General features: G+C 65.6%; 20 protein-coding genes. 12 read left to right on the top strand and 8 right to left on the bottom strand.

The annotated features are described in order from the left end of the window. The first annotated feature begins 71 nt into the window (after window positions 1–71). The 12 genes from ACM608_RS00100 to ACM608_RS00045 all read left to right on the top strand — a co-directional run bounded on the left by ACM608_RS00100 (window position 72) and on the right by ACM608_RS00045 (window position 13,970). Window positions 72–698, top strand: a complete 627-nt coding sequence (locus ACM608_RS00100; RefSeq protein ID WP_004212870.1) for a cation transporter — start codon at window positions 72–74, stop codon at window positions 696–698. Beyond that, window positions 698–2,665 (top strand): cytochrome c/FTR1 family iron permease, encoded by a 1,968-nt coding sequence (locus ACM608_RS00095; protein WP_004212871.1) that lies wholly within the window; start codon window positions 698–700, stop codon window positions 2,663–2,665. Before ACM608_RS00100 ends, ACM608_RS00095 begins: the two co-directional genes overlap by 1 nt. A gap of 73 nt (window positions 2,666–2,738) precedes the next feature. Further along, window positions 2,739–3,035, top strand: coding sequence for a hypothetical protein (locus ACM608_RS00090; RefSeq protein ID WP_007406840.1), 297 nt, complete (start codon window positions 2,739–2,741; stop codon window positions 3,033–3,035). 60 nt (window positions 3,036–3,095) lie between these two features. Then, on the top strand, window positions 3,096–4,373 hold the full coding sequence (locus tag ACM608_RS00085) for a TolC family protein (RefSeq protein WP_013039111.1): 1,278 nt from the start codon (window positions 3,096–3,098) through the stop codon (window positions 4,371–4,373). After that, window positions 4,373–5,551, top strand: a complete 1,179-nt coding sequence (locus ACM608_RS00080) for an efflux RND transporter periplasmic adaptor subunit (protein ID WP_004212877.1) — start codon at window positions 4,373–4,375, stop codon at window positions 5,549–5,551. Before ACM608_RS00085 ends, ACM608_RS00080 begins: the two co-directional genes overlap by 1 nt. 3 nt (window positions 5,552–5,554) lie before the next feature. After that, window positions 5,555–8,800: an efflux RND transporter permease subunit gene (locus ACM608_RS00075; RefSeq protein ID WP_004212878.1), complete on the top strand. Its 3,246-nt coding sequence runs from the start codon at window positions 5,555–5,557 to the stop codon at window positions 8,798–8,800. Between the two features lie 53 nt (window positions 8,801–8,853). Beyond that, the gene (locus ACM608_RS00070) at window positions 8,854–9,342 is read left to right on the top strand and encodes an SRPBCC domain-containing protein (protein ID WP_013849881.1); all 489 of its coding nucleotides are present in this window, start codon (window positions 8,854–8,856) and stop codon (window positions 9,340–9,342) included. After that, on the top strand, window positions 9,339–9,716 hold the full coding sequence (locus tag ACM608_RS00065) for a hypothetical protein (RefSeq protein ID WP_009824022.1): 378 nt from the start codon (window positions 9,339–9,341) through the stop codon (window positions 9,714–9,716). The genes ACM608_RS00070 and ACM608_RS00065 overlap by 4 nt, the downstream gene beginning before the upstream one ends. A 47-nt stretch (window positions 9,717–9,763) precedes the next feature. After that, on the top strand, window positions 9,764–10,177 hold the full coding sequence (locus tag ACM608_RS00060) for a hypothetical protein (RefSeq protein ID WP_004212881.1): 414 nt from the start codon (window positions 9,764–9,766) through the stop codon (window positions 10,175–10,177). 3 nt (window positions 10,178–10,180) lie between these two features. Further along, window positions 10,181–10,867, top strand: coding sequence for a ZIP family metal transporter (locus ACM608_RS00055; protein ID WP_004212882.1), 687 nt, complete (start codon window positions 10,181–10,183; stop codon window positions 10,865–10,867). Continuing rightward, window positions 10,864–11,472 carry a cation transporter gene (locus ACM608_RS00050; protein ID WP_004212885.1) on the top strand — a complete coding sequence of 203 codons (609 nt, stop codon included), beginning with the start codon at window positions 10,864–10,866 and terminating at the stop codon, window positions 11,470–11,472. Before ACM608_RS00055 ends, ACM608_RS00050 begins: the two co-directional genes overlap by 4 nt. Beyond that, a complete protein-coding gene (locus tag ACM608_RS00045) occupies window positions 11,469–13,970 on the top strand; it encodes a heavy metal translocating P-type ATPase (protein ID WP_004212886.1) in 2,502 nt (833 codons plus the stop codon). Before ACM608_RS00050 ends, ACM608_RS00045 begins: the two co-directional genes overlap by 4 nt. Window positions 13,971–14,100: 130 nt before the next feature. On the opposite strand, the gene ACM608_RS00040 is transcribed toward ACM608_RS00045, so the two are convergent. The 8 genes from ACM608_RS00040 to ACM608_RS00005 all read right to left on the bottom strand — a co-directional run bounded on the left by ACM608_RS00040 (window position 14,101) and on the right by ACM608_RS00005 (window position 21,381). Then, window positions 14,101–14,583: a c-type cytochrome gene (locus ACM608_RS00040; protein ID WP_021224435.1), complete on the bottom strand. Its 483-nt coding sequence runs from the start codon at window positions 14,581–14,583 to the stop codon at window positions 14,101–14,103. Between the two features lie 12 nt (window positions 14,584–14,595). Continuing rightward, window positions 14,596–15,831 carry a molybdopterin-dependent oxidoreductase gene (locus ACM608_RS00035; RefSeq protein ID WP_021224436.1) on the bottom strand — a complete coding sequence of 412 codons (1,236 nt, stop codon included), beginning with the start codon at window positions 15,829–15,831 and terminating at the stop codon, window positions 14,596–14,598. Between the two features lie 89 nt (window positions 15,832–15,920). Further along, window positions 15,921–17,072: a TDT family transporter gene (locus tag ACM608_RS00030; RefSeq protein WP_021224437.1), complete on the bottom strand. Its 1,152-nt coding sequence runs from the start codon at window positions 17,070–17,072 to the stop codon at window positions 15,921–15,923. Beyond that, window positions 17,069–17,941, bottom strand: coding sequence for a LysR family transcriptional regulator (locus ACM608_RS00025; protein ID WP_021224438.1), 873 nt, complete (start codon window positions 17,939–17,941; stop codon window positions 17,069–17,071). The genes ACM608_RS00030 and ACM608_RS00025 overlap by 4 nt, the downstream gene beginning before the upstream one ends. Window positions 17,942–18,278: 337 nt before the next feature. Next, window positions 18,279–19,049: an anti-sigma factor family protein gene (locus tag ACM608_RS00020; protein ID WP_021224441.1), complete on the bottom strand. Its 771-nt coding sequence runs from the start codon at window positions 19,047–19,049 to the stop codon at window positions 18,279–18,281. Continuing rightward, window positions 19,046–19,555, bottom strand: a complete 510-nt coding sequence (locus ACM608_RS00015) for an RNA polymerase sigma factor (RefSeq protein WP_021224442.1) — start codon at window positions 19,553–19,555, stop codon at window positions 19,046–19,048. The genes ACM608_RS00020 and ACM608_RS00015 overlap by 4 nt, the downstream gene beginning before the upstream one ends. A 1-nt stretch (window position 19,556) precedes the next feature. Further along, entirely contained in the window at window positions 19,557–20,996 is a 1,440-nt protein-coding gene (locus ACM608_RS00010; protein WP_419680882.1) for a beta-propeller fold lactonase family protein, read from the bottom strand. 1 nt (window position 20,997) lies between these two features. Beyond that, window positions 20,998–21,381, bottom strand: coding sequence for a DUF305 domain-containing protein (locus ACM608_RS00005; RefSeq protein ID WP_228222241.1), 384 nt, complete (start codon window positions 21,379–21,381; stop codon window positions 20,998–21,000). Between the last annotated feature and the right edge of the window lie 267 nt (window positions 21,382–21,648).

The following is a 21,648-nucleotide window of genomic DNA, read 5'->3' as shown; positions in this document are numbered from 1 at the left end:
TCCTTGCTTATGCGAACGTGTCGCACATTTCGCTTGCTTCTACAGCGACTGGAGGTGGTAAGGAAGGCCGCATGAATGCTTCTACCGAAAGCTGCGGGTGCCACGGGGAGCCCGCGCGCGCGCAAACCGATCCGGCCTATCGCCGTGCGCTGCTGACCGTCGTGGTGCTCAACCTCGGCTTCGGAGTCGCCGAGCTGTTCGGCGGGTTCATCGCCGATAGCCAAGCGCTGAAAGCGGATTCCCTCGATTTTCTCGGGGACGGGTCGATCAGCCTTATCGGTCTTCTCGCGCTTGCCTGGTCCGCACGGGCGAGGGCAAAGGTCGCGCTGACGCAGGGGTTGTTTCTCGGTGCGCTTGGCGTGGGCGTAATCGGTTTCGCGATTTGGCGCGCCCTGAACGCAACCGCGCCCGATGCCGAACTGATGGGCACAATCGGCGTTGTCGCGCTCGCGATCAATGTCGTGTCCGCCTTGGTGCTTGCGCGTTTCCGGGAAGGGGACGCCAATGTTCGCGCGATCTGGCTGTTCAGCCGCAACGACGCGCTCGCCAACGTGGCGGTGATCGCCGCGGCCGGTCTGGTGGCGTGGACAGGAAGCGCCTGGCCGGACCTCGCCGTCGCCGGCCTCATCGCCCTCCTGTTCCTCCACTCCGCTTATGAAATCGTCACTGGCGCTCGGCGCGAATTGGGAGAGCGGTAGTGCGTCTGCTCGCGTTGATCCGGGCAATGCTCTCGTTGCGGCTGCTCTCCGCGCTCGCGGCGCTGCTGATCCCTGCTGCGGCAATCGCCGAACCCGGCGACGTGCAAACCGCATGGCGGCTGCTCGACTATATGGCCGTCGATTATGGCGGCGCGGTCGCCAACGGTCGGATCAAGAGCACGTCGGAATATGCCGAGATGACGGAGTTCGCCGCGTCGGTCTCGACACGGCTTCAGGGCCTGCCGGCGAAGCCGGAGCGTCAAGCCCTCATCCAGCGGGCTGCCAACCTCCAGGCGGTGATCGCGGAAAAGGGACCGACTGAACAGGTGGCAACATTGGCGCACGGGCTCGCGGCCGATCTGTTGCGCGCCTACCCGGTGCCGCTCGCGCCCGATAAGGCTCCGAACCTCGTCTCCAGCGATGCACTGTTCCGACAATCCTGCGCGTCCTGCCACGGGATGACGGGCAACGGCCGTGGCCCTGACGCCGCCAAGCTCGCTACGCCCCCGATTGCTTTCACCGATGCCGAGCGCGCGCGCCAGCGCAGCGTGTTCGCGCTCTATCAGGTGGTGACGCAAGGCATCGACGGGACCGCGATGCAGAGCTTCGCCGATCTGCCCAACGATCAGCGCTGGGCGTTAGCATTCCGAGCCGGGAGCTTCGCCTTCACGGATGCGCAGGCGCGCGAAGGCGAGCGGCTTTGGAAATCCGACCCGACCCTTCGCCGGCGCATTCCGGACCTGAAAACCCTGGTCGCGCTCACCCCGGCCGCGCTCGGCGCGGCGATCGGCGACGCCAAGGCTGACCCAGTGCTCGCGTTCCTGCGTCGTCATCCCGAACAGGTGATACAACAGGCTCCCGGCTCGCTCGCGGTCGCCCGCGCCAAACTCGCCGAAAGCGTGGCGGCTGCGCGGCGCGGCGATGCGCGCATGGCGAAAGAGCTGGCGCTGTCGGCCTATCTCGATGGGTTCGAGCCGATCGAGCCAACACTCACCGCGCGCGACGCGACGCTGATGGGTCGAATCGAGGGCGCGATGGGGGAGTTCCGCGCCTCGATCGACCGGGGCGCGTCGCCCGATGATCTCGCGGAGAAGGTCGCAGTACTGGGCGGCCTTTTCGACGATGCGGAAGCGGCGCTCGCGCCTGATGCCGCCACCGAAGCGTCCACGTTCCTGGGCGCGTTCACGATCCTGCTGCGTGAAGGGCTCGAAGCCCTGCTCATCGTTGTCGCCATGATCGCGTTCCTGCGTAAAGCCGAGCGCGGCGAGGCGCTGCGGTACGTGCATGGCGGCTGGGTCAGCGCGATCATCGCGGGCGGGATCACCTGGGCGGTCGCCACCTATGCGATCGGGATCAGCGGTGCGAGCCGGGAGCTGACGGAAGGGTTTGGCTCGCTGTTCGCCGCGGTCGTGCTGCTCTCGGTCGGGATTTGGATGCACGGCAAGGCGCAGGCCGATCAGTGGCAGCGCTATATTCGCGAGAAGATGTCGCGGGCGCTCTCGGGCGGGTCGGGCTGGTTCCTGTTCGGGCTGGCGTTCGTCGTAGTTTATCGCGAGGTCTTCGAGACGATCCTGTTCTATGCCGCGCTTTCGGCGCAAGGTGACAACGGGATGCTTCTCGCGGGGGCCGGGTCGGCGATTGGACTGCTCAGCCTGATCGCTTGGGCCATGCTTCGCTACAGTCGCAAGCTGCCGATCGCGCAGTTCTTCCGCTATAGCTCCTGGCTCATGGCGGTCCTGACCGTCGTGCTGGCGGGTAAAGGCGTCGCCGCGCTCCAGGAAGCCGGCCTTATCAACATCGCACCGCTCGCGGACGTGCCACGGCTGTCGATGCTCGGCGTGTTTCCCACTTGGCAATCGGTGCTGGCGCAACTCCTGATGGCGGTCGCCATTGCGGTCGGGTTCGCCTGGAACGGGCGCGACCGATCCCGCTCGGGTTCCGGCTCAGTGACCCTTGGTTCGAATTAGTGCAATGACATGAAAACCCTTCCGTGATAGAGGCAAGCTAGTGCGAGCCTTTTTGCCTTTCCTGACATGCCTGATGCTGGTCCTGACCAGCTTCTCCGGCATGGCCCATGCCGCCGATCTGGCGGGGGGAAGCATCGCGGGCGTTGAGTTCACGGTCCATACCGCCGGTGACATCGATCAGGTGCCATCGGACTCGGACAAGAATGTCCCGCATCATCACAATTATTGTCACGGACACGACGTCGGCGCGCCTGCGCGCACGACGATGGAATATACCCCCGTCCTCACAGTGCCCAAGCCGACAATCTCCGCCTCTGCGTCGCTCGACGGCCGCACCGGCATGGTCCATTTGAGGCCCCCCCAAGCCTGACGTCCGATTTGGGCGTGCGTTGGCGCGCCCCTGTCGATCATCGTCAGGAGTCCTATTTTCATGAATCGTATCCTCGCGGCCATGCTGGCCGCAGCGTCTTGCGCCACGATGGCGCAGGCGCAGGTCGGACCGTCCGCGCCTGTTGCGCAGGATGCGCCGGTCTACACGCTTGACCAAGCGGTCAGTGCAGCGGGCGGTTCGGCCCCTGCTGCGGAAGCGGCGACAGCTGGAATCGACGCGGCCCGTGCAGGTCGCACAGTCGCCGGCTTGCGGCCCAATCCGGTGGTTCAAGGCCAAGTCGAGAATGTCATCGGCTCCGGGCCGTATCGGGGGGTCCGCAGCGCGGAAACCACGGTCGGCTTTGCGATCCCGATCGAGCTAGGCGGCAAGCGCGGCGCCCGCGTCGCGGTCGCCAATGCGCAATTGTCCCGGGCCGAGATCCAGGCCGCGATCATCGCGGCGGATGTCCGGCTTCAGGTAACGCAGCTCTATGTCGAAGCGGTCGCGGCCGATCGCCGGGTAATGACAGCCCGCGATCAGGCGCGGATCGCCAGCGATGCGCTGCGGGCCGCGAGCGTTCGCGTGCAGGCAGGGCGGGCATCGCCACTCGAGCAACAGCGCGCGGATGTCGCGCGTATCAATGCCGACGCCAATGTGGAGCGGCAGCTTCGCTTGGCCGAGGCGGCCCGCGCCAATCTGGCGCGTCGGATCGGACGGCCGATCGACGGCCTGCTCGATGACACGCTGCTCGATCGCCTTCCCGATGTGAACGTCTATGGGCCGTTGGCACCGGTCAACACGACCGGCACACTCGCGCTGGCGGCAGCCAACGCGGATTTCTCCATTGCCGAAGCCGGCGTGCGGCTCGCGCGCGCCAATCGCGTGCCTGACCTGAACGTCGGGCCGTCGATCCGCCGCCTGGAAGCGACCAACGACATGGCGGCGGTGTTCAGCGTGTCGATCCCGATCCCGGTGTTCAACAATGGTCGCGCCGCGATTGCGCAGGCGACCGCGCAGCGGACCCAGGCGGATGCGCAGCGCCGCGTGACCGCGCTCGACATCGAACAGGCGATCACGGACGCGCAGGCGCAGGCGGCCAATGCCGCAACGACGGCTCGTGCGGCGTCGGGGCCGGCGCTGGCGGCTGCACAGGAGGCCGCCCGCATCGCGCGGATCGGCTATCGCGAGGGCAAGTTCGGCCAGCTCGAATTGCTCGATGCTGAACGCACGCTCGCCGAAACGCGGGTCGCCGCGATCGACGCGCTTGCCAATTACCAGAATGCCCGCGCGCAAGTGGAGCGACTGACCGCTCGTGCGCCCAATGGGGGGAATCAGTGATGAAGAGCTTTTATCTCGCGGGCGCGGCGTCGCTCGCCCTGCTCTTGGCTGCCTGCGGCGGCAAGGATGGCGGAAACGAGGCAACTGCCGAAGGCGCAGCTGCCAATGAGACGGCAGCGGGCACGGAAAAGGGCGGTGCTGAAGGCGGTCATGCCGGTGAAGGCGTCGTCACATTGGGTGCCGACCAGATCGCCACAGCGGGCGTCCAGGTCGGACGGCCGATCATCGGCGGGGCCGGGACGATCGAGCTGCCCGCGATCATCGAGGGCGACCCACAGGGAACGCAGGTCGTCTCGGCCGCAATTGCGGGACGCGTGGTCGCGCTCACCCGTAACCTCGGCCAATCGGTCGGACGCGGCCAGACCATTGCGGTCATCGAAAGCCGCGAGGCGGCGCAGATCAAGGGCGAGGTCGAGGCGGCGCGGGCGCGGCTTCAGCTCGCTAATTCGAACCTCGCGCGCGAACAGCGGCTGTTCGCGCAGAGAGTCTCCCCTGAACAGGATCTGATCGCCGCCCGCACAGCGGCGACGGAGGCGCGGATCGCCCTGACGCAGGCGCAGAGCATGGTTTCGGCGGCGGGTGTCGGCGGCGGCGGGCTCAACCGGCTCGGCATTGCCGCGCCGATCTCGGGCCAGATCATTGCGCGCCCCGTGACGCTGGGACAAACGGTCGCGGCGGATGCCGAACTCTATCGCATCGCCAACCTGAGCCAGGTGTCGATCGCGCTTAATCTCAAGCCCGAGGATGCGGGCCGGGTGCGTCCCGGCAATACGGTGCTGGTGAAGGCGGCAGGCCGTCAGGCGACCGCCCGCGTGACCTTCGTGTCGCCGGCGCTTGATCCGCAGACGCGGCTCGTGCCTGCGCTCGCCACCCTCGACAATCGCGGTGGCGAATGGCGGGTCGGCGAGCCTGTGACGGCAGCCGTGCAGCTCACGGGCAGCGGCGGGAGCGGGGCGGTCCGCGTGCCGACGACGGCGGTCCAGAGTTTCGAGGGCAAGTCGGTCGTGTTCGTGCGCACGCCCACCGGCTTCAAGGCGACCCCGGTCCAGCTCGGCGATGCGTCGGGCGACACGGTGATCGTCCGGTCGGGCCTGACCGGCAACGAACAGATCGCCACCACCGGAAGTTTCACGCTCAAGGCCGAGATCGGCAAGGGCGAAGCGAGCCACGAGGATTAAGCCATGATCGCCCGTATCGTAACCTGGGCGGTCGAGAAGCGCTGGCTAGTCCTGCTCCTCACCGTCATCGTCGCCGCCATCGGCGCCTTTTCCCTCTACCGGCTACCGATCGACGCGGTGCCGGACATCACCAACAATCAGGTCCAGATCAACGTCCGCGCGCCTGCCCTCTCGCCCGAGCTGGTCGAGAAGCAGGTGTCGTTTCCAATCGAAACCGCGCTCGCCGGCACCCCCGGCCTGGAATATACGCGCTCGTTGAGCCGCAACGGCTTCGCGCAGATCACGGCGGTCTTTTCGGACGCGACGGACATCTATTTCGCCCGCCAGCAGGTGGGCGAGCGTCTGCGGGGCGTGCAAGAGAATCTGCCCGACGGCGTGAACCCTGAAATGGGTCCGATCGCGACAGGCCTGGGCGAGGTGTACATGTACACCGTTCGTCTCGATCATCGCGAGGACGACAAGCACAAGCCCGGTGAACCGGGCCAACAGCCCGATGGCAGCTACATCACGCCAGAGGGCGAGCGACTGACGACCGAAGAGGACAAGGCGACCTACCTGCGCACCGCGCAGGACTGGATCGTGACGCCGCTTCTGAAGACCACACCGGGCCTCGCCGGTGTCGACTCGATTGGCGGTTACGCCAAGCAGTTCCTCGTCGTGCCCGACGTGCAGAAGCTGGCCTCGCTCGGCATCACGCTGACGGACCTGGGAAATGCGCTGGAGCGCAATAACACCAGCGTCGGCGGTGGCTTCGTCAATCGCAATGGCGAAGGTCTGGCTGTTCGCTCGGATGCGCTCGTTCGCAATGCCAGCGAGTTGGCCAGGACCGTGATCGCGACACGTAACGGCGTGCCGATCACGGTCGAACAAGTTGCGACTGTGAAGACGGGTCAGGCGATCCGCATGGGTTCGGCATCGGAGAACGGTACCGAAGTCGTCGTCGGCACGGCGATCATGCGGATCGGCGAGAACAGCCGCATCGTGTCGACCGCGGTCGCTGAGAAACTGAAGACGATCAACGCTTCGCTGCCTCCTGACGTCGTAATTCAGCCGGTGCTGAACCGCACCGAGCTGGTCAATTCGACGATCAAGACGGTCGCGAAAAACCTGTCCGAAGGCGCGGTGCTGGTCATCGTCGTGCTCTTCCTGCTGCTCGGCAACTTCCGTGCGGCCCTGATCGCGGCGTTGGTCATCCCGATCACCATGATGCTGACAGGCTTTGGTATGCTGCGCGCTGGGGTCTCGGCCAATCTGATGAGCCTTGGGGCTTTGGACTTCGGTCTGATCGTCGACGGCGCCGTCATCATTGTCGAAAACGCGCTGCGCCGGCTTGCCGAGCAACAGCATCATGAAGGCCGATTGCTCAGCGTCAAGGAACGGCTCGCGACCGTGGCAGCCGCTGCGCGTGAGATGATCCGTCCCTCTGTGTACGGGCAGGCAATCATCATCCTCGTCTACGTACCGCTGCTCACGCTGACCGGCGTGGAGGGTAAAACGTTCGGACCGATGGCGCTGACCGTCATCATCGCGCTCGCCTTCGCCTTCATCCTCTCTCTCACCTTCGTGCCGGCGATGATTGCGATCTGGCTGTCGAAGAAGGTCGAGGAGAAGGACGGCCGCATCATCACGTGGCTGAAGAAGCGCTACGAACCCGGTCTCGACCGGGCCATGAAGCGCCCGACGCTGACGATCGGTGCGGGTGTGGGAAGCCTTGTGGTGGCGGCGCTTGCTTTCACTACGCTCGGCTCGGTGTTCCTGCCGCAGCTCGACGAAGGCGATTTGCTGATCCAGTCGCTCCGCATTCCGGCAACGTCGGTCCAGCAGAGCCAGGCGATGCAGGTGCCGATCGAGCGGATGATGTCGAAGCAGCCGGAGGTGCAATTCGTCTATTCCAAGACGGGCACCGCCGAGCTGGCGGCCGACCCGATGCCGCCGAACGCGACCGACATGTTCGTCATCCTGAAGCCGCGCAAGGATTGGCCGGATCCTGAGCTTCCCAAGGAGGAGCTGGTCAGCCGGATCGAGGGTAATCTCGCGAAGATTCCGGGAAATGCCTACGAGATCACCCAGCCCATCCAGATGCGCTTCAACGAGCTGATCGCCGGCGTGCGCGGCGACATCGCGGTGAAGGTGTTCGGGGACGACTTCAACCAGATGAACCGGACGGCCGAGCAAATCGCGGCGGTGCTGCGCAGAACGCAAGGCGCAGCGGACGTGAAGGTGGAGCAGACGACCGGTCTTCCCATGCTCGACATTCGCGTCAACCGCGACGCGATGGCGCGGTTGGGCGTTACGGCTCAGGATGTGCAGGACACCGTGACTGCGACGATCGGCGGGCGAACATCGGGCCAGATCTTCGAGGGCGACCGTCGCTTCCCCGTGGTGATCCGCCTGTCGGAGGCGCAGCGTGCCGACATCGGCCTGCTCCAACAGGTGCAGGTGCCGGTGGCAGGCGGCGGCTATGTACCGCTGTCCAGCGTCGCCGAGATCAAGGTGGTCGATGGTCCGAACCAGATCAGCCGCGAGAACGGCAAGCGGCGCGTGGTGGTGCAAGCCAACGTGCGTGGCCGCGACGTCGGATCCGTCGTGGCGGATGCGCAGGCGGCGATCGGCAGCCAACTCCGGCTGCCTGCCGGCACCTATCTCGAATGGGGCGGCCAGTTCGAGAACCTCCAATCGGCAAGCGAACGGCTGAAGCTGGTCATTCCGGCTTGCTTCATTTTGATCCTGCTGCTCCTCTACGGGGCGTTGGGATCGGTCCGCGACGCCGCGATCGTGTTCACCGGCGTGCCTTTCGCGCTGGTGGGCGGCGTCCTGTTGCTGTTCCTGCGGGGCATGGACTTCTCGATCTCGGCGGCAGTGGGCTTCATCGCCCTCTCGGGCATCGCGGTCCTCAACGGCCTCGTCATGGTCAGCTCGATCCAAGATCTGATCCGATCAGGGATGAGCCGCGAGGAAGCCGCGCATGTTGGCGCGATGCAGCGTCTGCGACCCGTCATCATGACCGCGCTAGTCGCCAGCCTCGGCTTCGTGCCGATGGCGCTGGGCGAAGGCGCCGGCGCAGAGGTTCAAAAGCCTTTGGCGACGGTCGTCATCGGCGGTCTGATCTCGGCGACGCTTCTTACGCTGTTCGTGCTGCCGACACTCTATGCCCGGTTCGGGCAGAAAGTGATCGAGAAACCCGAGCACTACAATGAGGAGCATGAAGGGGACGACCACGGTCAGACCTTCGTGAACAACTTGGCCTGATGGATGGGCGGGGCGATCCGCGATCGCCCCGCCCATCTCTGGGAGATGGGGATATGCCTCGCACCATAACCAGCTCGATGCTTCACGGCGGGCCACTGCGCATCTGGTCGGCACTCACCGATCCGGATCATCGCCGGGCGTGGAGTCCGCTCGTATTTCTCGATGATCCGTCCCGGCTCGGCGACACAGAATGCACCTTTGCGATCCAGGGCATCACCCGGCCAATTCGGACGCCAGCACGGATTGATCGATTCGATAAACCGCACGCCTTCGCTTGGTCCTGCGGCATCCCCTATCTGTTCACGCTCGAAGAGCGGTACGAGCTGGCGGGGGACGATGGCGGCACCAGGCTAACGCATAGCTGCACGCTGCGCGGGGCGCTCTCCCTGCCGTTCGCGGCGATGATGTTGCGCCGCCTGCGATCCCTGATGGTCGAATCTGACGATCGCCTCGCAACCTATCTCCGCTGGCGGGTAGGTCAGCCTGCCCGGGCTATCAATCGTCAGCGCGTCCCCTTCCGCTGCAGGAGGAAGGCGCGATGATGATGCACTGTAAGCGGGTGCTGCCCGCCGTCATCCTCGTTGTCGGGCTCGCGGCGTGCTCGGAAAGAAAGCCGCCAGCCCCGCCAACGGAGCAGCAGATCCATTCGTCCGACAGCGCCGTGGCGACCGGGGAAATGGGGCGGCATAGATATCGCTGTTCCGACGGGGAACCGCTGTTCGTCGATTACAAGGACAACGGCCTGCAGATCGATTTGCGGCGCTCCAACGGGGGACCGCCGATGATGCTGACCGCGCCAGCGCAGGGCCTGCAATATGTCGGCGAAACAGCCACCGCGACCTTCAAGGGGTCGCAGCTCACCATCGTGGAAGGCGATGGCCGTACCCGGATCTGCGAGCAGGAAGGCACGCGATGAACTGCCCTGCCTTCGAACGCCACAGGGCGCTTCGTCGGAAGAGACCGATGTCTGACACGTCGATTTCAAATGTGACAACCTTGTGCGGCCTGAATCGGGCCGGTCTGGCGATCGCGCGCCTCGGCGTCGTTCTCGTCTCCGGGGCGGTTATAGGGGCGTGTAATCCAGCGCCGACCCAGCCTACCGAGCCGGCGCATGAAAAGCATCTGACGTCGAAACTAATCGCGCAGCGCATCATGTACTGCGACGACGGCACACGCGCCGATGTCGACTTCATCGATGACGGCTTGAAAATGGCCGTCACCTGGCTGCCGAAGGGCAGGACCGAGATCCTGCGCGCGCAGCGAACCGGTGACGAGTTTCGCGGCGACCATTCGCGGGCTGTCGTGGCGGGCGGATCGATCGCGTTCACGCGACGCGGGAAGATCCGCGTCTGCCACCGAACCCCGGAGGAGTCCTAGGAAATGCAGGCACTGCTCTATACGCTTGCGCCTGTGCTGGCGGTCGTGCTCGGCGCGATTGTCGCGAGCCGCACCAAGTTGAAACCTGGCCTCGTGGCGGGCCTACAGCATCTCGCTGCCGGCGTCGTGTTCGCGGCGGCAGCGACCGAAATCCTGCCGCAGGTCAAGCATGAGGCATCGCCCAGCGCGACGTTGATCGGCGGGGCGGCGGGCGTCGCGACCATGCTGGGGCTCAAGGCTCTTGAGGCCCGCTTCAAGGGGCCGATGGCGCTACTCGCCGCGATCGGCATCGACATTCTGGTCGACGGCCTGGTGCTCGGCCTCGCTTTCGTGGCGGGCGAGAAGGCAGGTCTCCTGCTGACGATCGCGCTCACTCTGGAAGTGTTATTTCTGGGACTGACGCTGACCGACGAGCTGGCGGAAACCTATCGCTCGCGCTTGCGCATCATCGTGATCGTCTCGGCATTGGCCCTGCTGCTGCCGATCGGCGCGCTCGCTGCCGTGCCGGTCGCCGCGCTGTCGCCGGTGATGATCGCCGGCTTCCTCAGCTTCGGGCTGATGGCGCTGCTCTACCTCGTCACGGAGGAGTTGCTGGTCGAGGCGCACGAGAAACCCGACACCCCGCTCATCAGCTCGATGTTTTTCGTCGGCTTCCTGGCCCTGCTGACACTTGAGGAGATGATGGGATGATCCCGGGCAACGACAACAATGGCGGGCAGGAGCGCCGCACACTGTGGATCGTCCTGCTGCTGAACGCGGCGATCGCTGCGGGCTTCTTCGTTTCCGGCTTCTTCGCGGACTCGAGCGCGCTGATCGCCAACGGCGTCGACAACCTGTCCGATACGGCTGTGTATGCGCTGAGCCTTGTGGCGCTCACCCGGGGCCAGACATGGAAGACACGCGCCGCGGTCGCTTCGGGCGTCATGCTGCTGATCTTCGCGGGCGGCATCTTGATCGATGTCGGACGGCGCTACGTGCAGGGCAGCGAGCCCATCGGACCTACCATGATGGTCATGTCCGCGATCGCCGGCGTCGTGAATTACCTCTGCCTGCGGCTGCTCCAGCGCCTCAAGGATCCGGACGTCAATCTCCGGGCCGCAACCACCTTCAGCTTCAACGACTTCATTTCCAACGGCGGCATCCTGATCGCCGGCGTGCTGGTGCTGTGGTTGGGTACCAATTGGCCGGACCTGCTGGTCGGCTTCGCCACCGCCATCATCGCCATCAAGGGCGGTGTCGAAATCCTGCGCGACGCGCGCGCCGAAACCAAGAAAAGCGAAAGGAGGTCGTCATGAACGACAAGCTCGAACTCGACATTCCAGTGTTGTTGCCGGACCTTCCTGACGCGGCCGATGCCTGCCTGGACCGTCTCGTATCAACCCTGTCAAAGCGCGAAGGTGTCGAGCGGGCGCATGTGATCTGTCTCGACGGCAACACGCCAGCGGCGCTGTGCATCCATTTCGATGCCGCCAAGCTGCCGCTGCCACGGTTGCGCGAAATGGTGCGCGCCGCAGGTGCCGAAATCACCGAGCGCTACGGCCATGCGATCTGGCAGGTGACGGGGATCAACCACGAACGTCGGGCGCGCACGGTCAGCGATGCGCTGTGCGCCTTGCCCGGCGTGGTCCAGGCAAGCGCCAGCACCAGCGGGTCTGTCCGGGTCGAATATGATCGCCGCGAAACCACCGAAGAGGAGGTGCGCGCTGCGCTTCGCAAGCTGAAGGTGAGGGTGGGCAAGCGGGTCGCTGCCGATGAACATGCCGGCCACGACCACGGCCCCGGGGGCCACGGCGCGGGCGAAGAGAAGCACGGCCCCGGCGATGGCCACGACCATAGCCACGCCGAATTTCTCGGCCCCAATACCGAGCTGATCTTCGCGCTCGCCTGTGGCGCGCTGCTGGGGATCGGCTACGCGATCGAGAGGCTGGTCGCTGGCGCGCCCGAATGGCTGCCGACCGCCTGCTATATCGCAGCCTATTTCTTCGGCGGATTCTTCACGCTGCGCGAGGCGATCGACAACCTCCGGATGAAGAAGTTCGAGATCGACACGCTGATGTTGGTCGCTGCGGCCGGCGCCGCTGCGCTGGGCGCATGGGCCGAAGGTGCGCTGCTGCTGTTCCTGTTCAGCCTCGGCCATGCGCTTGAGCATTATGCAATGGGCCGCGCCAAGAAGGCGATCGAGGCGCTGGCGAAGCTCGCGCCCGAAACCGCGACCGTGCGACGCGGCGGGCAGACCAGCGAAATCCCGGTCGAGCAGATGGTCGTCGGGGACATTGCCATCGTCCGCCCGAACGAGCGCCTGCCTGCCGACGGCTTCGTCATCAAGGGCACCAGCGCGATCAACCAGGCCCCGGTCACGGGTGAAAGCATCCCGGTCGACAAGGTGCCGGTCGCAGATGCCGCAGCGGCACGCGCCAAGCCCGATGCAGTCGACGCGGAAAGCCGGGTTTTTGCTGGTACGATCAACGGCGGCGGCGCGATCGAGATCGAGGTGACACGCCGTTCCAATGAAAGCGCGCTTGCCAAGGTCGTGAAGATGGTGAGCGAAGCGGAGACGCAGAAGTCGCCGACGCAGCGCTTCACCGACCGGTTCGAACGGATCTTCGTGCCCGCCGTCCTGGTCCTGTCAGTGCTCCTGCTGTTCGCATGGGTGGTCGTCGACGAGCCGTTCCGCGACAGCTTCTATCGCGCGATGGCGGTGCTGGTGGCGGCAAGCCCGTGCGCGCTCGCGATCGCAACGCCGAGCGCGGTCCTGTCGGGCGTTGCCCGTGCAGCGCGGGGCGGCGTGCTCGTGAAGGGCGGTGCACCGCTCGAAAACCTCGGGTCGCTCAAAGCGATCGCTTTCGACAAGACGGGCACGCTGACCGAAGGTCGTCCGCGCATCACTGATGTCGTGCCCGTCGATGGCGCCGATGAAGGCGAGTTGCTGGCGCTGGCTGTCGCCGTCGAAGCGTTGAGCGACCATCCCCTGGCCCAAGCGATCGTCAAGGACGGCCGCGAACGTCTGAACGATCGTGCCGTGCCGACTGCCGGCGACCTCAAGAGCCTGACCGGTCGGGGCGTCACCGCGAGCGTGGATGGCGAGACGGTGTGGATCGGCAAGGCCGAGATGTTCGGAAGTGAGGGCATTCCGGCGCTGGGGCAGGGCGCGCAGGACGCAATCGCGAAGCTGCGCGAGAACGGCCGCACGACAATGGTGGTCCGCAAGGGGGACCGCGACCTGGGCGCGATCGGCCTGATGGACACGCCTCGCGAAGCTGCCAAGACCGCGTTGCGTCGGCTGCACGAGATGGGCGTGTCGCGGATGATAATGATCTCCGGCGATCACCAGAAAGTCGCCGAAGCGATCGCCGACGAAGTCGGGATCGACGAAGCGTGGGGCGACCTCATGCCCGAAGACAAGGTTGCCGCGATCAAGAAGCTCGCCGGCGAAGACAAGGTCGCGATGGTGGGCGACGGCGTGAACGATGCGCCGGCGATGGCAAGCGCCACGGTCGGCATCGCGATGGGCGCGGCGGGGTCGGACGTTGCGCTGGAGACAGCCGACGTGGCGCTGATGGCCGACGATCTGGCGCACCTGCCATTCGCAGTCGGTCTTAGCCGCCATACCCGTGGAATCATCCGGCAGAACGTCTTCGTCAGCCTGGGTGTCGTCGCCTTCCTGGTGCCTGCTACCATCCTCGGCCTCGGCATTGGGCCAGCGGTGGCGGTTCATGAGGGATCGACGCTGCTCGTCGTCATCAATGCGCTCAGGCTGCTCGCCTACCGCGATCCGGCAGGGAAGGCGGCATGAAGTGGCTGATCGCCTTCGACCTCGACGGCACGCTTGCCGAGAGCAAGCGGCCGTGGCTGTTGAAAAAGTCCTACTGAAGGCTGCCGATCGTCTGTCGAAATCGCCTTTTTAGATTATGCGAGAGGTTTGCTTATCCGGTTCCACCTGAGACATCAGGAGCCACCTTGGGGTCGGGATCCTGTGCCTTGCCGGTTGCGGGTGCCGCTTTCTGGCTCGGCATAGCGGTGAGATAAGCAACGATCGCGTCAACGTCCTTCTCGGCCACCGGCGCCTTGTACACCTCACGCATCTTGGTGACGGTCGCCTTCCACTGGTCCGCCGATAGCGCAGGCTGAGTTAGCGCCATGCTGGCCGAGTGGCACGAAGTGCAGTTGGCGTTGATGACGTCGGCGTGCGGACCATCGGGGTAGGTAGCGTCATCGACCGGCAGGTCGACGCTGGTCGAGGCGAGCGAAAAGCCGCGGGCTGAGACGCTGGTGGGCGGTGCCGGCTCGGATGTCTCGGAGATCGGGGCAGGCGCCTTGCGGCTGCTCGGCGCCCCGATCGAGACGAGGATAATGCCGGTCAGGCCGATCAGGCCAGCGGCCATGATGCCGGGAGACGGGGTCTTCATGCTACTCGCTCCTCAGGCCGCGATGATGGTGGTGGTCTCGATATTGCCGCGCATGAACCCGCCCGGGTTCCAGATCGGCTTCATCGGCTGGGCGACACCGTTGGTGTTCCAGCAGCGCACCATGATCGGGTTGGCACCGCGTCGCAGCGGCACGCGACCATCCCACCGACGGAAGCTGTACCTGCCCTCGTCCGCTCCGAGCGTCGTCCTGTACCAGGTGCGGCCTCCGTCCGACGATACATCGACCTTGGCGACGCCGCAGTCGCCGCCCATCGCGATGCCGCCGACCGGGATCGATGCCTCATAGGCTATCGTCTGGCCATCGGGCAGGCTGGTCATCCAGCTGCGCGGGATCATGCGGTTGATGGGGACAGTCGGGAAGTCTCTGGCGCCGGGCGCGACATTCGCGCCCGGCGTCGCGGGGATCTTGTAGGCCTTGGCCATCCAATACTGGTCGTCGGGGCCGGGCAGTACCTCGATCGAGTTCAGCATCTTGACCCAATAGGTCGAGTACCAGCCCGGCACGATCAGCCGGCAGGGAAAGCCATTGAGGAGCGGCAGCTGCTCGCCGTTCATGCCGAAGGCGATCATCACTTCGCCGTCGCGGGCATGGTCGATGTCGAGCGCCTTCTCAAAGTCAGGGGCGCCCGCCACGACCGGTTGATCGAGCGCACCGAAGCGCACCTGCACCGCGCCTGTCTTGACCCCGGCGAGGTCGAGCACGTCGCGCAGGCGCACACCGAGCCATTTGGCATTGCCCATCGCGCCGTTGCCCCATTGCGCGCCGGCAACACGTGGCTGGAACAGCCCACGGCTGTTTCCCGAGCATTGGTTGACCGCCGCCATCTCGACCCGCGGCAGGCGCAGCAGCTGGGCGAGGCTGATCGACAGCGGTCGGTTGACGTGGCCGAAGACGTTGAGGCGGAAAGTCTCGACATCGATCGAGGTCGGGATGTCGGCCCAGTGCCAGCGGACGAAGAACTGGTCGTTGGGCGTGAACACCGACTTGTCGAACACGTCCATCGGCGTTTCCAGCAAGGGCGGATGGACACGCTGGAGGATCATGCTGCCCTTGCCGGGAAAGGCGCTGGTCATCGGCCGTTCGGCATTGCCGCCAGGCAGCTTCAGGTCGACGAGCTGCTGCGCCAGTGCCGGCGCGGCGGCAAGGCCGGCGGTACCGAGCGCGGCATGCCTGAGAAAGCGGCGACGGCTGGTCTCACTCGCCAGTTCGGCGTCGAAATTGTCCATGACAAGGCTCTCCTGTGGCCAGCCACGCTGGCGGATCGAAGGGGCGTTTCGCAAGTGATCGGACCGACTGATCCGATCATCATGGCGGATCAGTTCGGGGTGGCGATGCAGGGTGAGACGAACAGGTTGCCGCGCCATGCGCCGGCCAGCGTCTTGGCGCCGACGAGCAGCCACATCGCCGCAAGCGCGACTGTCAGCACCGTGCCGACGAAACCGAAGAAACCGAGGTTCAGCGTCGTGCCTAGGCGTAAGGTGGCGACGGTGTAGACGCCGAGCGGAAAGGTATAGCCCCACCAGCCCAGGTTGAACGGGACGCCGGCGCGCCAGTAGCGGATGGTGATGAGCGTCGCGAGCGCCAGCCACCACAGGCCGAAGCCCCACAGGCAGAGTCCGGCCACAACGCCGATCCCTTGCGCGACGGCACCGATACCGGCCAGCCCGTGCGCCGCGAGGATAGCCGGCGCGTCCGCCCCGAGCACCAGCATGCCCAGAGCACCCGTGCCGATCGGTCCCAGCGCCAGCCAGGAGGACGCCGCCATGCTCTCCTGCGGCAGTTTGTGGAGCGCCATGCGCAGGATGAGGATGGCGAGGATGCCGAACGCGACCGGCACCGAATAGGCCCACAGCACATAGGAGGTCGCAAGCGTGACGAGCTGCGCGTGAGGATCGGCCAGATGCGGCGCGAGCAGCCCGCCGCTGGCGCCCGCCACTTCGGCAGCGACGACCGGCAGCAACCATACCGCGGTCATGCCGTCCAGGCTGTGCTCGTGACGGGTGAACATCATGTACGGGATCAGCACGCCACAGGCGAGCGACATGGCGGCGTCGATCCACCACAGGACGTGTGCGACCGGTACGATGCCATTCCCGAACCGTGCGATGCCGAAGGCGAGGCAGCCGTTGATGATCGTCGCGAGGCCCATCGGGATGGTGCCGATGAACATCGACACGGTGTTATGCCCGAAGATGCGCCGCGCCTCGTGCCCGAACATCACCCAGCGCGCGCCATAAAGGCCGGCGAACAGCGCGAAGAGTGCGATATTGAAGAACCACAACACCTCGCCGACGGGTTTAAGCGAAGGCCCGATGCCGGGCACCTGCGGCAGCGCGAGCGCGAGGATACCGGTGCCCATCGTCGCGGCGAACCAGTTGGGCGTGAACTGACGAATCATCTCGCGGGGATGATCGAGCCGGCTGAGCGGCTTGAGGCCGCTGAGAACGGAGTGCGTGTCGGCAGTCATGCGACCTGCTCCTTGATGAGGTCCGTCAGCGCGTCGGCCGCGCGGGTGCGATAGCGTTCCTTGTGGCGCAGCGCGTGAAAGGCGCGGTCGGGCAGCCCGAGCGGCAGCTCGACAAGGTCACCGGCCTTGAGCGCGCGCGCGACGACCAATCGCGACAAGACGGCAACGCCGGCACCCGCCTCGACGGCGGTGCGCACCGCCTCGTTGGACGGCAGCGTCATCGCTATCGTCAGCTGGGCCGGATCAAACCCGCGCGTTCGCAGCACGTCCTCGAAGGTCGAGCGCGTACCCGATCCCAGCTCACGGACGATCCAGCGTTCAGTGCGCAGCCAGTCCTCGTCGACGCGCCCGGTGTCCTCGCGGCCGACCAGCACCATCGGATCACGCCCGACATGCCAGTGGGCGAGCGCCGGTTCGTCCACCTCGCCCTCGACGAAACCGAGCTCCGCCGCGCCGCTCAGGACCTGCGCTGCCGCACCTTCGGTGTTGTCGATCGCCAGTTCGACCGCGATCTGCGGGTGGCGTTCGTGGAAGGCGGCTAGCTTTGCCGGCAACCAGTAGCTCGCGATCGTCTGGCTGGCGACGATCCGCAATGAACCACGGGCAAGCCCGGCATAGTCCGCCAGCATCGTCTCGGCATGCGCTGCCCGCCCCAGCACCGCGCGCGCTTCCTCCAGAAAGCCGCGGCCTGCTTCGGTCAGCTGGATGCCACGCCCGACGCGGTGAAACAGAGGAACCCCGTAGCGCGCTTCGAGGGCAGCAATCGCGCCGGAGGCAGCGGACTGCGTGACGTTCAGCACCTCCGCTGCCTTGGTGACGTGTTCGCGCTCCGCGACACCGACGAAGATTCTGAGCTGCTCCAGGGTCATGCAGCATATATCGCGTACTTAGATCGATACGACCAACCGTTTGATATGGTCATTCCAATCTGGATATCGGAATGATCGGCAGCCTTTCGTCTGCGATGGTCTCGAAGACTTGGAGCGTTAGGCGGGCCTGCGACGTTTGATCGTCCATGACCGCTCATCACTGGCGGGGTGATCCTTGCGATGCTCGTCCTGTTCGTCGGCGCGCCGCTGGAACGCCACATCCGCGAGCGAGCCCGCCTGACGCCGGCCGAGGCCGCCAGGAAGGATGCCGAGCGCAAGCCCTGATCGCGCTGGCCCGCCCGGTGCCTGTCGGCGCTGAGGAGCAGCAAGGGCGCTATCAGGACACCAGCGCCGCATCGGCCTGCCGCCGGACTTCATCGGCAATCGGATGCAGCTCGGCCGCAGGCCGCTCGCCCACCACACTATAGCCGATCCCGTCGACTGCCCATGTGACCCGGCCCATGGTCCCGCTGGACGTGCTGGTCATGCTCGCAGTCTTGTCGATCTGCATAGGCCTCGTCAGCACCGCGAGTTTCGACGCTTGCGGTCCGTCGTAGAGGAGCAGTGCCGCAGGGCCGTGAGGCGTCGCGACCAGTCGCCCCCCACCATAGCGATAGCCGGCTGTGCTGAGGTCCGGGATGGTGACGCGCTCACCCAAACGGGCGGAGGTCCATCGGATCAGCATGGCGCGCTGATCCGGACCGATCTCCGCCGGTCGTATCCGGTCGGCGGCATAGACACGGAAATTGTCACTCGCCTCGTTGGCCAGCGCCGCGATGCCTGCGCGGGGTTCACCGCTCCACTTCGCGCTCGACCAACCACCGCCAAACCCGACCGCCAGCAGAAGTGACGCGGCGATGGCGAATTGCCATCGCGGCTGACGTTGCCGCCCCCTGATGGCTGCGACGCGCATCGTCGCCGGGATCGGTTCATCCGCGATCGGGGCAAACAGGGATGCAAGGGCTCGCGCCTGCTCCGCCTGTTCCCGCAAACGGGCATGCAGGTCCGGCTGGCCTTCAAGATAGGCGTCGACCAGGCGCTGCCGCTCGGGCGACAGCCTGCCATCGATCCATGCGGCCAGATCGTCCTCGCCGATCGGGCTGGTCATTGCACGCTCCTCAATCGCGGCCGTTCACCCTCCCGGAGGAGGGTCGCCAGTCGGTCGCGCGCCCGGGATATGCGCGACATCACCGTGCCCAGCGGCACGCCGACAACGGCAGCGACCTCCGCATAGGGCAGGCCCTCGACCGATACGAGGAGCAGCACCGTTCGCTGCTCCTCGGGCAACGCATCAAGGGCGCGCAGCAGGTCGCGGTGGTGTAGGCCTGTTTCCTGATCGGCCGGACGGCCGAGCGTGGCGTCGTCCACGAGGTGGAGCGGAACCGCTGTGCCTCGCCGGCTATGCTGCCGCTGATGGTCGACCAACAGATTGTGCAGGATCGTATAGACCCATGGGCGCACCTCCGCCCCGCGTCGTTGTCGCCAGCGCCCGACCGCGCGCTCGAGACAATCCTGCACCACGTCATCTGCCATTGCCCGATCGCGCAACCACGACCGGGCATAGCGGCGCAGACCGGGGATCAGGGGCTCGATCGCGGCGGCAAGCGGGTCCATGTCAGTCGCGCTGTACCTGCACGATGCGTCCCGGCGCGCCGTTCACCACCTCAGCGACCGCCAGAAAACAGCGGGGCGTCGCGGTGCTGCCTTGAACGATCTGCCGGATCGGACCCGACGCGTTGACGATCGCCGCACCCGCCGGGTTGCTCATGAAGTTGGCAAGCGGCTCTACAGCGCCGCTACCATCCGCGTTGGCGGTCAGCACGAGCATGTAGGGCTTCTTGGGCTGCAAACCGGTAACGGCACTCTGCACGACCTGAATGATGCCTTGGTCGAAGAGGGTGATGCTGCTTGCCGCACCCTTGCCGCCGATCGGCCCCATAGTCAGATGCAACGCCTTGCCGGCCGTGCCGAGCGGCTGGAGATTGTCGGTGCCGGGGCCTGTCGGAACAGCGTTCGGCACATAGGCGATCGCCTGCGGTGCCTGTCCGACCGGCACGGTAGCGACGACCGTGTTGCCAGCGGTGTCGATCGCGGCCAGCTCATCGGCATTCTCCAGCCCGACATAGATGCGCCGACCGTCGCCGGACGGCCAGACACCGTGCGGCATCTTGCCGACTGGAATGGTTGCCACCAGCGTGAAGTCGGACGTGCGGAACACCTTCACCGCATTCTCCCCGCCGACCGTCACATAGGCGAACTGCCCCTTGGCCGTGCGGGCGAAGTTGACGTGATTGGTGATCGGCCCGGTATCCAGCACCTTGAGGATTGTGAAGGGTGGCCTGGCATCGAATGCGACCGTCTTGCCGATGTCCTTTAGCGTAAACCACGCCTGCTTGCCGTCCGGCGTCGCGGCGATGTTGGGGCAGAATGGGCTCGGCTGCGCCACCTGTCCGACCTGTGCGTGGGTTGCGACATCGAACACGGCCAGCACCGGATTGAACGAGGAACAGACATAGCCGTATCGCCCATCGGGCGAGAAGATCGTCATACCCGGACCACCGGGCGTCTTGATGCGGCCGGTTTCCTTGTACGTCGCGGGATCGAGCACGGCGATATAGTCCTCGCCGCGAACGGTGACCCAGACCTCCTTTCCGTCCGGCGTGAAGAACGCCTCGTGCGGACTGCGCCCGACATAGGTCGTGTGTTTGACCGTGTTGGTGGCGGTGTCGATCCACGACACGGCATTCGATCCGATCGACACGACCGCCAAGGTCTTCCCGTCCGGCGAGAAGCCCAGGCCGTGGACCAGCACTTGTCCCTTGTAGAGCGGGGAGAAGTTCATCGGCTGCGGATCGCCGAGCTTGATGACGCCGAGCAGCCGGTTGTCGGCAGGGTCCGTCACCGACACCGTGTTGGAGAATTGTTCGGACGCATAGACGCGGTCGCGGTGGCTGACGGGCATGTCCTTGGCGTTCCACGGCGCCTGCTGCGCCATGGCGAGGCCCGGTGCGGCGCTCATCAGCAAGGCGGCCGAGCGCAGGATGGTCCGGATCATGTCAGTGCTCCATAGGGCTGTGGTGGTCGCCGCCCTGCGTCGGGGCCGGCGTCGAAGGCGGTAGCGGCTGACCGATCGCCAACTTCATAGCGGCAATCTCCTGCTGCTGATCGATGATGATCTCCTGCGCGATGCGCTTGAGCTGCTCGTTATGGCCGTAGCGCAGCTCCGCCACTGCCATATCGATCGCACCCTGATGATGCGGGAGCATCATCGTGACGAAGTCGCGGTCGACGTTGCCGGACGGCTTGACCATCATGCCCGCCATCATCCGGTCCATCGCGGCAGCCACCATGCTGGCGTAACCACCGGCAGGGGCGGCCGCGACTGCGCCTGTGAGCAGGGCCGAAGCAGTCAGACCGAGCATCCAATATCGTCTACGCATAAGCCTCCGGCGCATCAGTCCTGAAAGCATAGACGACGCTCGTCCGGGTTTATTCCATGGGTGAGCCGGTTATCAGCCTTCCCGATTGGGAACCTCCAACGGGACGACCGTGACCGACACAAAAATCCGCTGTATGCCCGCCGGGGCTTTCCCAAAATATGTTCCCGAAATATGAGTCCCGAAATTCGCTGTTTGAGATGGGATAACGGGACTCATGCTGGTTGGTTATGCGCGTGTCTCGACCTCCGACCAGGACCTGACGCTACA

This window comes from Sphingomonas sp. ID0503 (assembly GCF_048565625.1).
In the GTDB taxonomy this organism is placed as follows: Bacteria; Pseudomonadota; Alphaproteobacteria; order Sphingomonadales; family Sphingomonadaceae; genus JBLZUR01.
This window is presented reverse-complemented; position numbering and strand designations above follow the sequence as displayed.

Bases quoted from the DNA above. Each gene is read 5' to 3' on its own strand.
- ACM608_RS00100 (WP_004212870.1), top strand. From the start codon at position 72: ATGAATGCTTCTACCGAAAGCTGCGGGTGCCACGGGGAGCCCGCGCGC.
- ACM608_RS00090 (WP_007406840.1), top strand. From the start codon at position 2,739: ATGCTGGTCCTGACCAGCTTCTCCGGCATGGCCCATGCCGCCGATCTG.
- ACM608_RS00085 (WP_013039111.1), top strand. From the start codon at position 3,096: ATGAATCGTATCCTCGCGGCCATGCTGGCCGCAGCGTCTTGCGCCACG.
- ACM608_RS00080 (WP_004212877.1), top strand. From the start codon at position 4,373: ATGAAGAGCTTTTATCTCGCGGGCGCGGCGTCGCTCGCCCTGCTCTTG.
- ACM608_RS00075 (WP_004212878.1), top strand. From the start codon at position 5,555: ATGATCGCCCGTATCGTAACCTGGGCGGTCGAGAAGCGCTGGCTAGTC.
- ACM608_RS00070 (WP_013849881.1), top strand. From the start codon at position 8,854: ATGCCTCGCACCATAACCAGCTCGATGCTTCACGGCGGGCCACTGCGC.
- ACM608_RS00065 (WP_009824022.1), top strand. From the start codon at position 9,339: ATGATGATGCACTGTAAGCGGGTGCTGCCCGCCGTCATCCTCGTTGTC.
- ACM608_RS00060 (WP_004212881.1), top strand. From the start codon at position 9,764: ATGTCTGACACGTCGATTTCAAATGTGACAACCTTGTGCGGCCTGAAT.
- ACM608_RS00055 (WP_004212882.1), top strand. From the start codon at position 10,181: ATGCAGGCACTGCTCTATACGCTTGCGCCTGTGCTGGCGGTCGTGCTC.
- ACM608_RS00050 (WP_004212885.1), top strand. From the start codon at position 10,864: ATGATCCCGGGCAACGACAACAATGGCGGGCAGGAGCGCCGCACACTG.
- ACM608_RS00045 (WP_004212886.1), top strand. From the start codon at position 11,469: ATGAACGACAAGCTCGAACTCGACATTCCAGTGTTGTTGCCGGACCTT.
- ACM608_RS00040 (WP_021224435.1), bottom strand. From the start codon at position 14,583: ATGAAGACCCCGTCTCCCGGCATCATGGCCGCTGGCCTGATCGGCCTG.
- ACM608_RS00035 (WP_021224436.1), bottom strand. From the start codon at position 15,831: ATGGACAATTTCGACGCCGAACTGGCGAGTGAGACCAGCCGTCGCCGC.
- ACM608_RS00030 (WP_021224437.1), bottom strand. From the start codon at position 17,072: ATGACTGCCGACACGCACTCCGTTCTCAGCGGCCTCAAGCCGCTCAGC.
- ACM608_RS00025 (WP_021224438.1), bottom strand. From the start codon at position 17,941: ATGACCCTGGAGCAGCTCAGAATCTTCGTCGGTGTCGCGGAGCGCGAA.
- ACM608_RS00020 (WP_021224441.1), bottom strand. From the start codon at position 19,049: ATGACCAGCCCGATCGGCGAGGACGATCTGGCCGCATGGATCGATGGC.
- ACM608_RS00015 (WP_021224442.1), bottom strand. From the start codon at position 19,555: ATGGACCCGCTTGCCGCCGCGATCGAGCCCCTGATCCCCGGTCTGCGC.
- ACM608_RS00010 (WP_419680882.1), bottom strand. From the start codon at position 20,996: ATGATCCGGACCATCCTGCGCTCGGCCGCCTTGCTGATGAGCGCCGCA.
- ACM608_RS00005 (WP_228222241.1), bottom strand. From the start codon at position 21,381: ATGCGTAGACGATATTGGATGCTCGGTCTGACTGCTTCGGCCCTGCTC.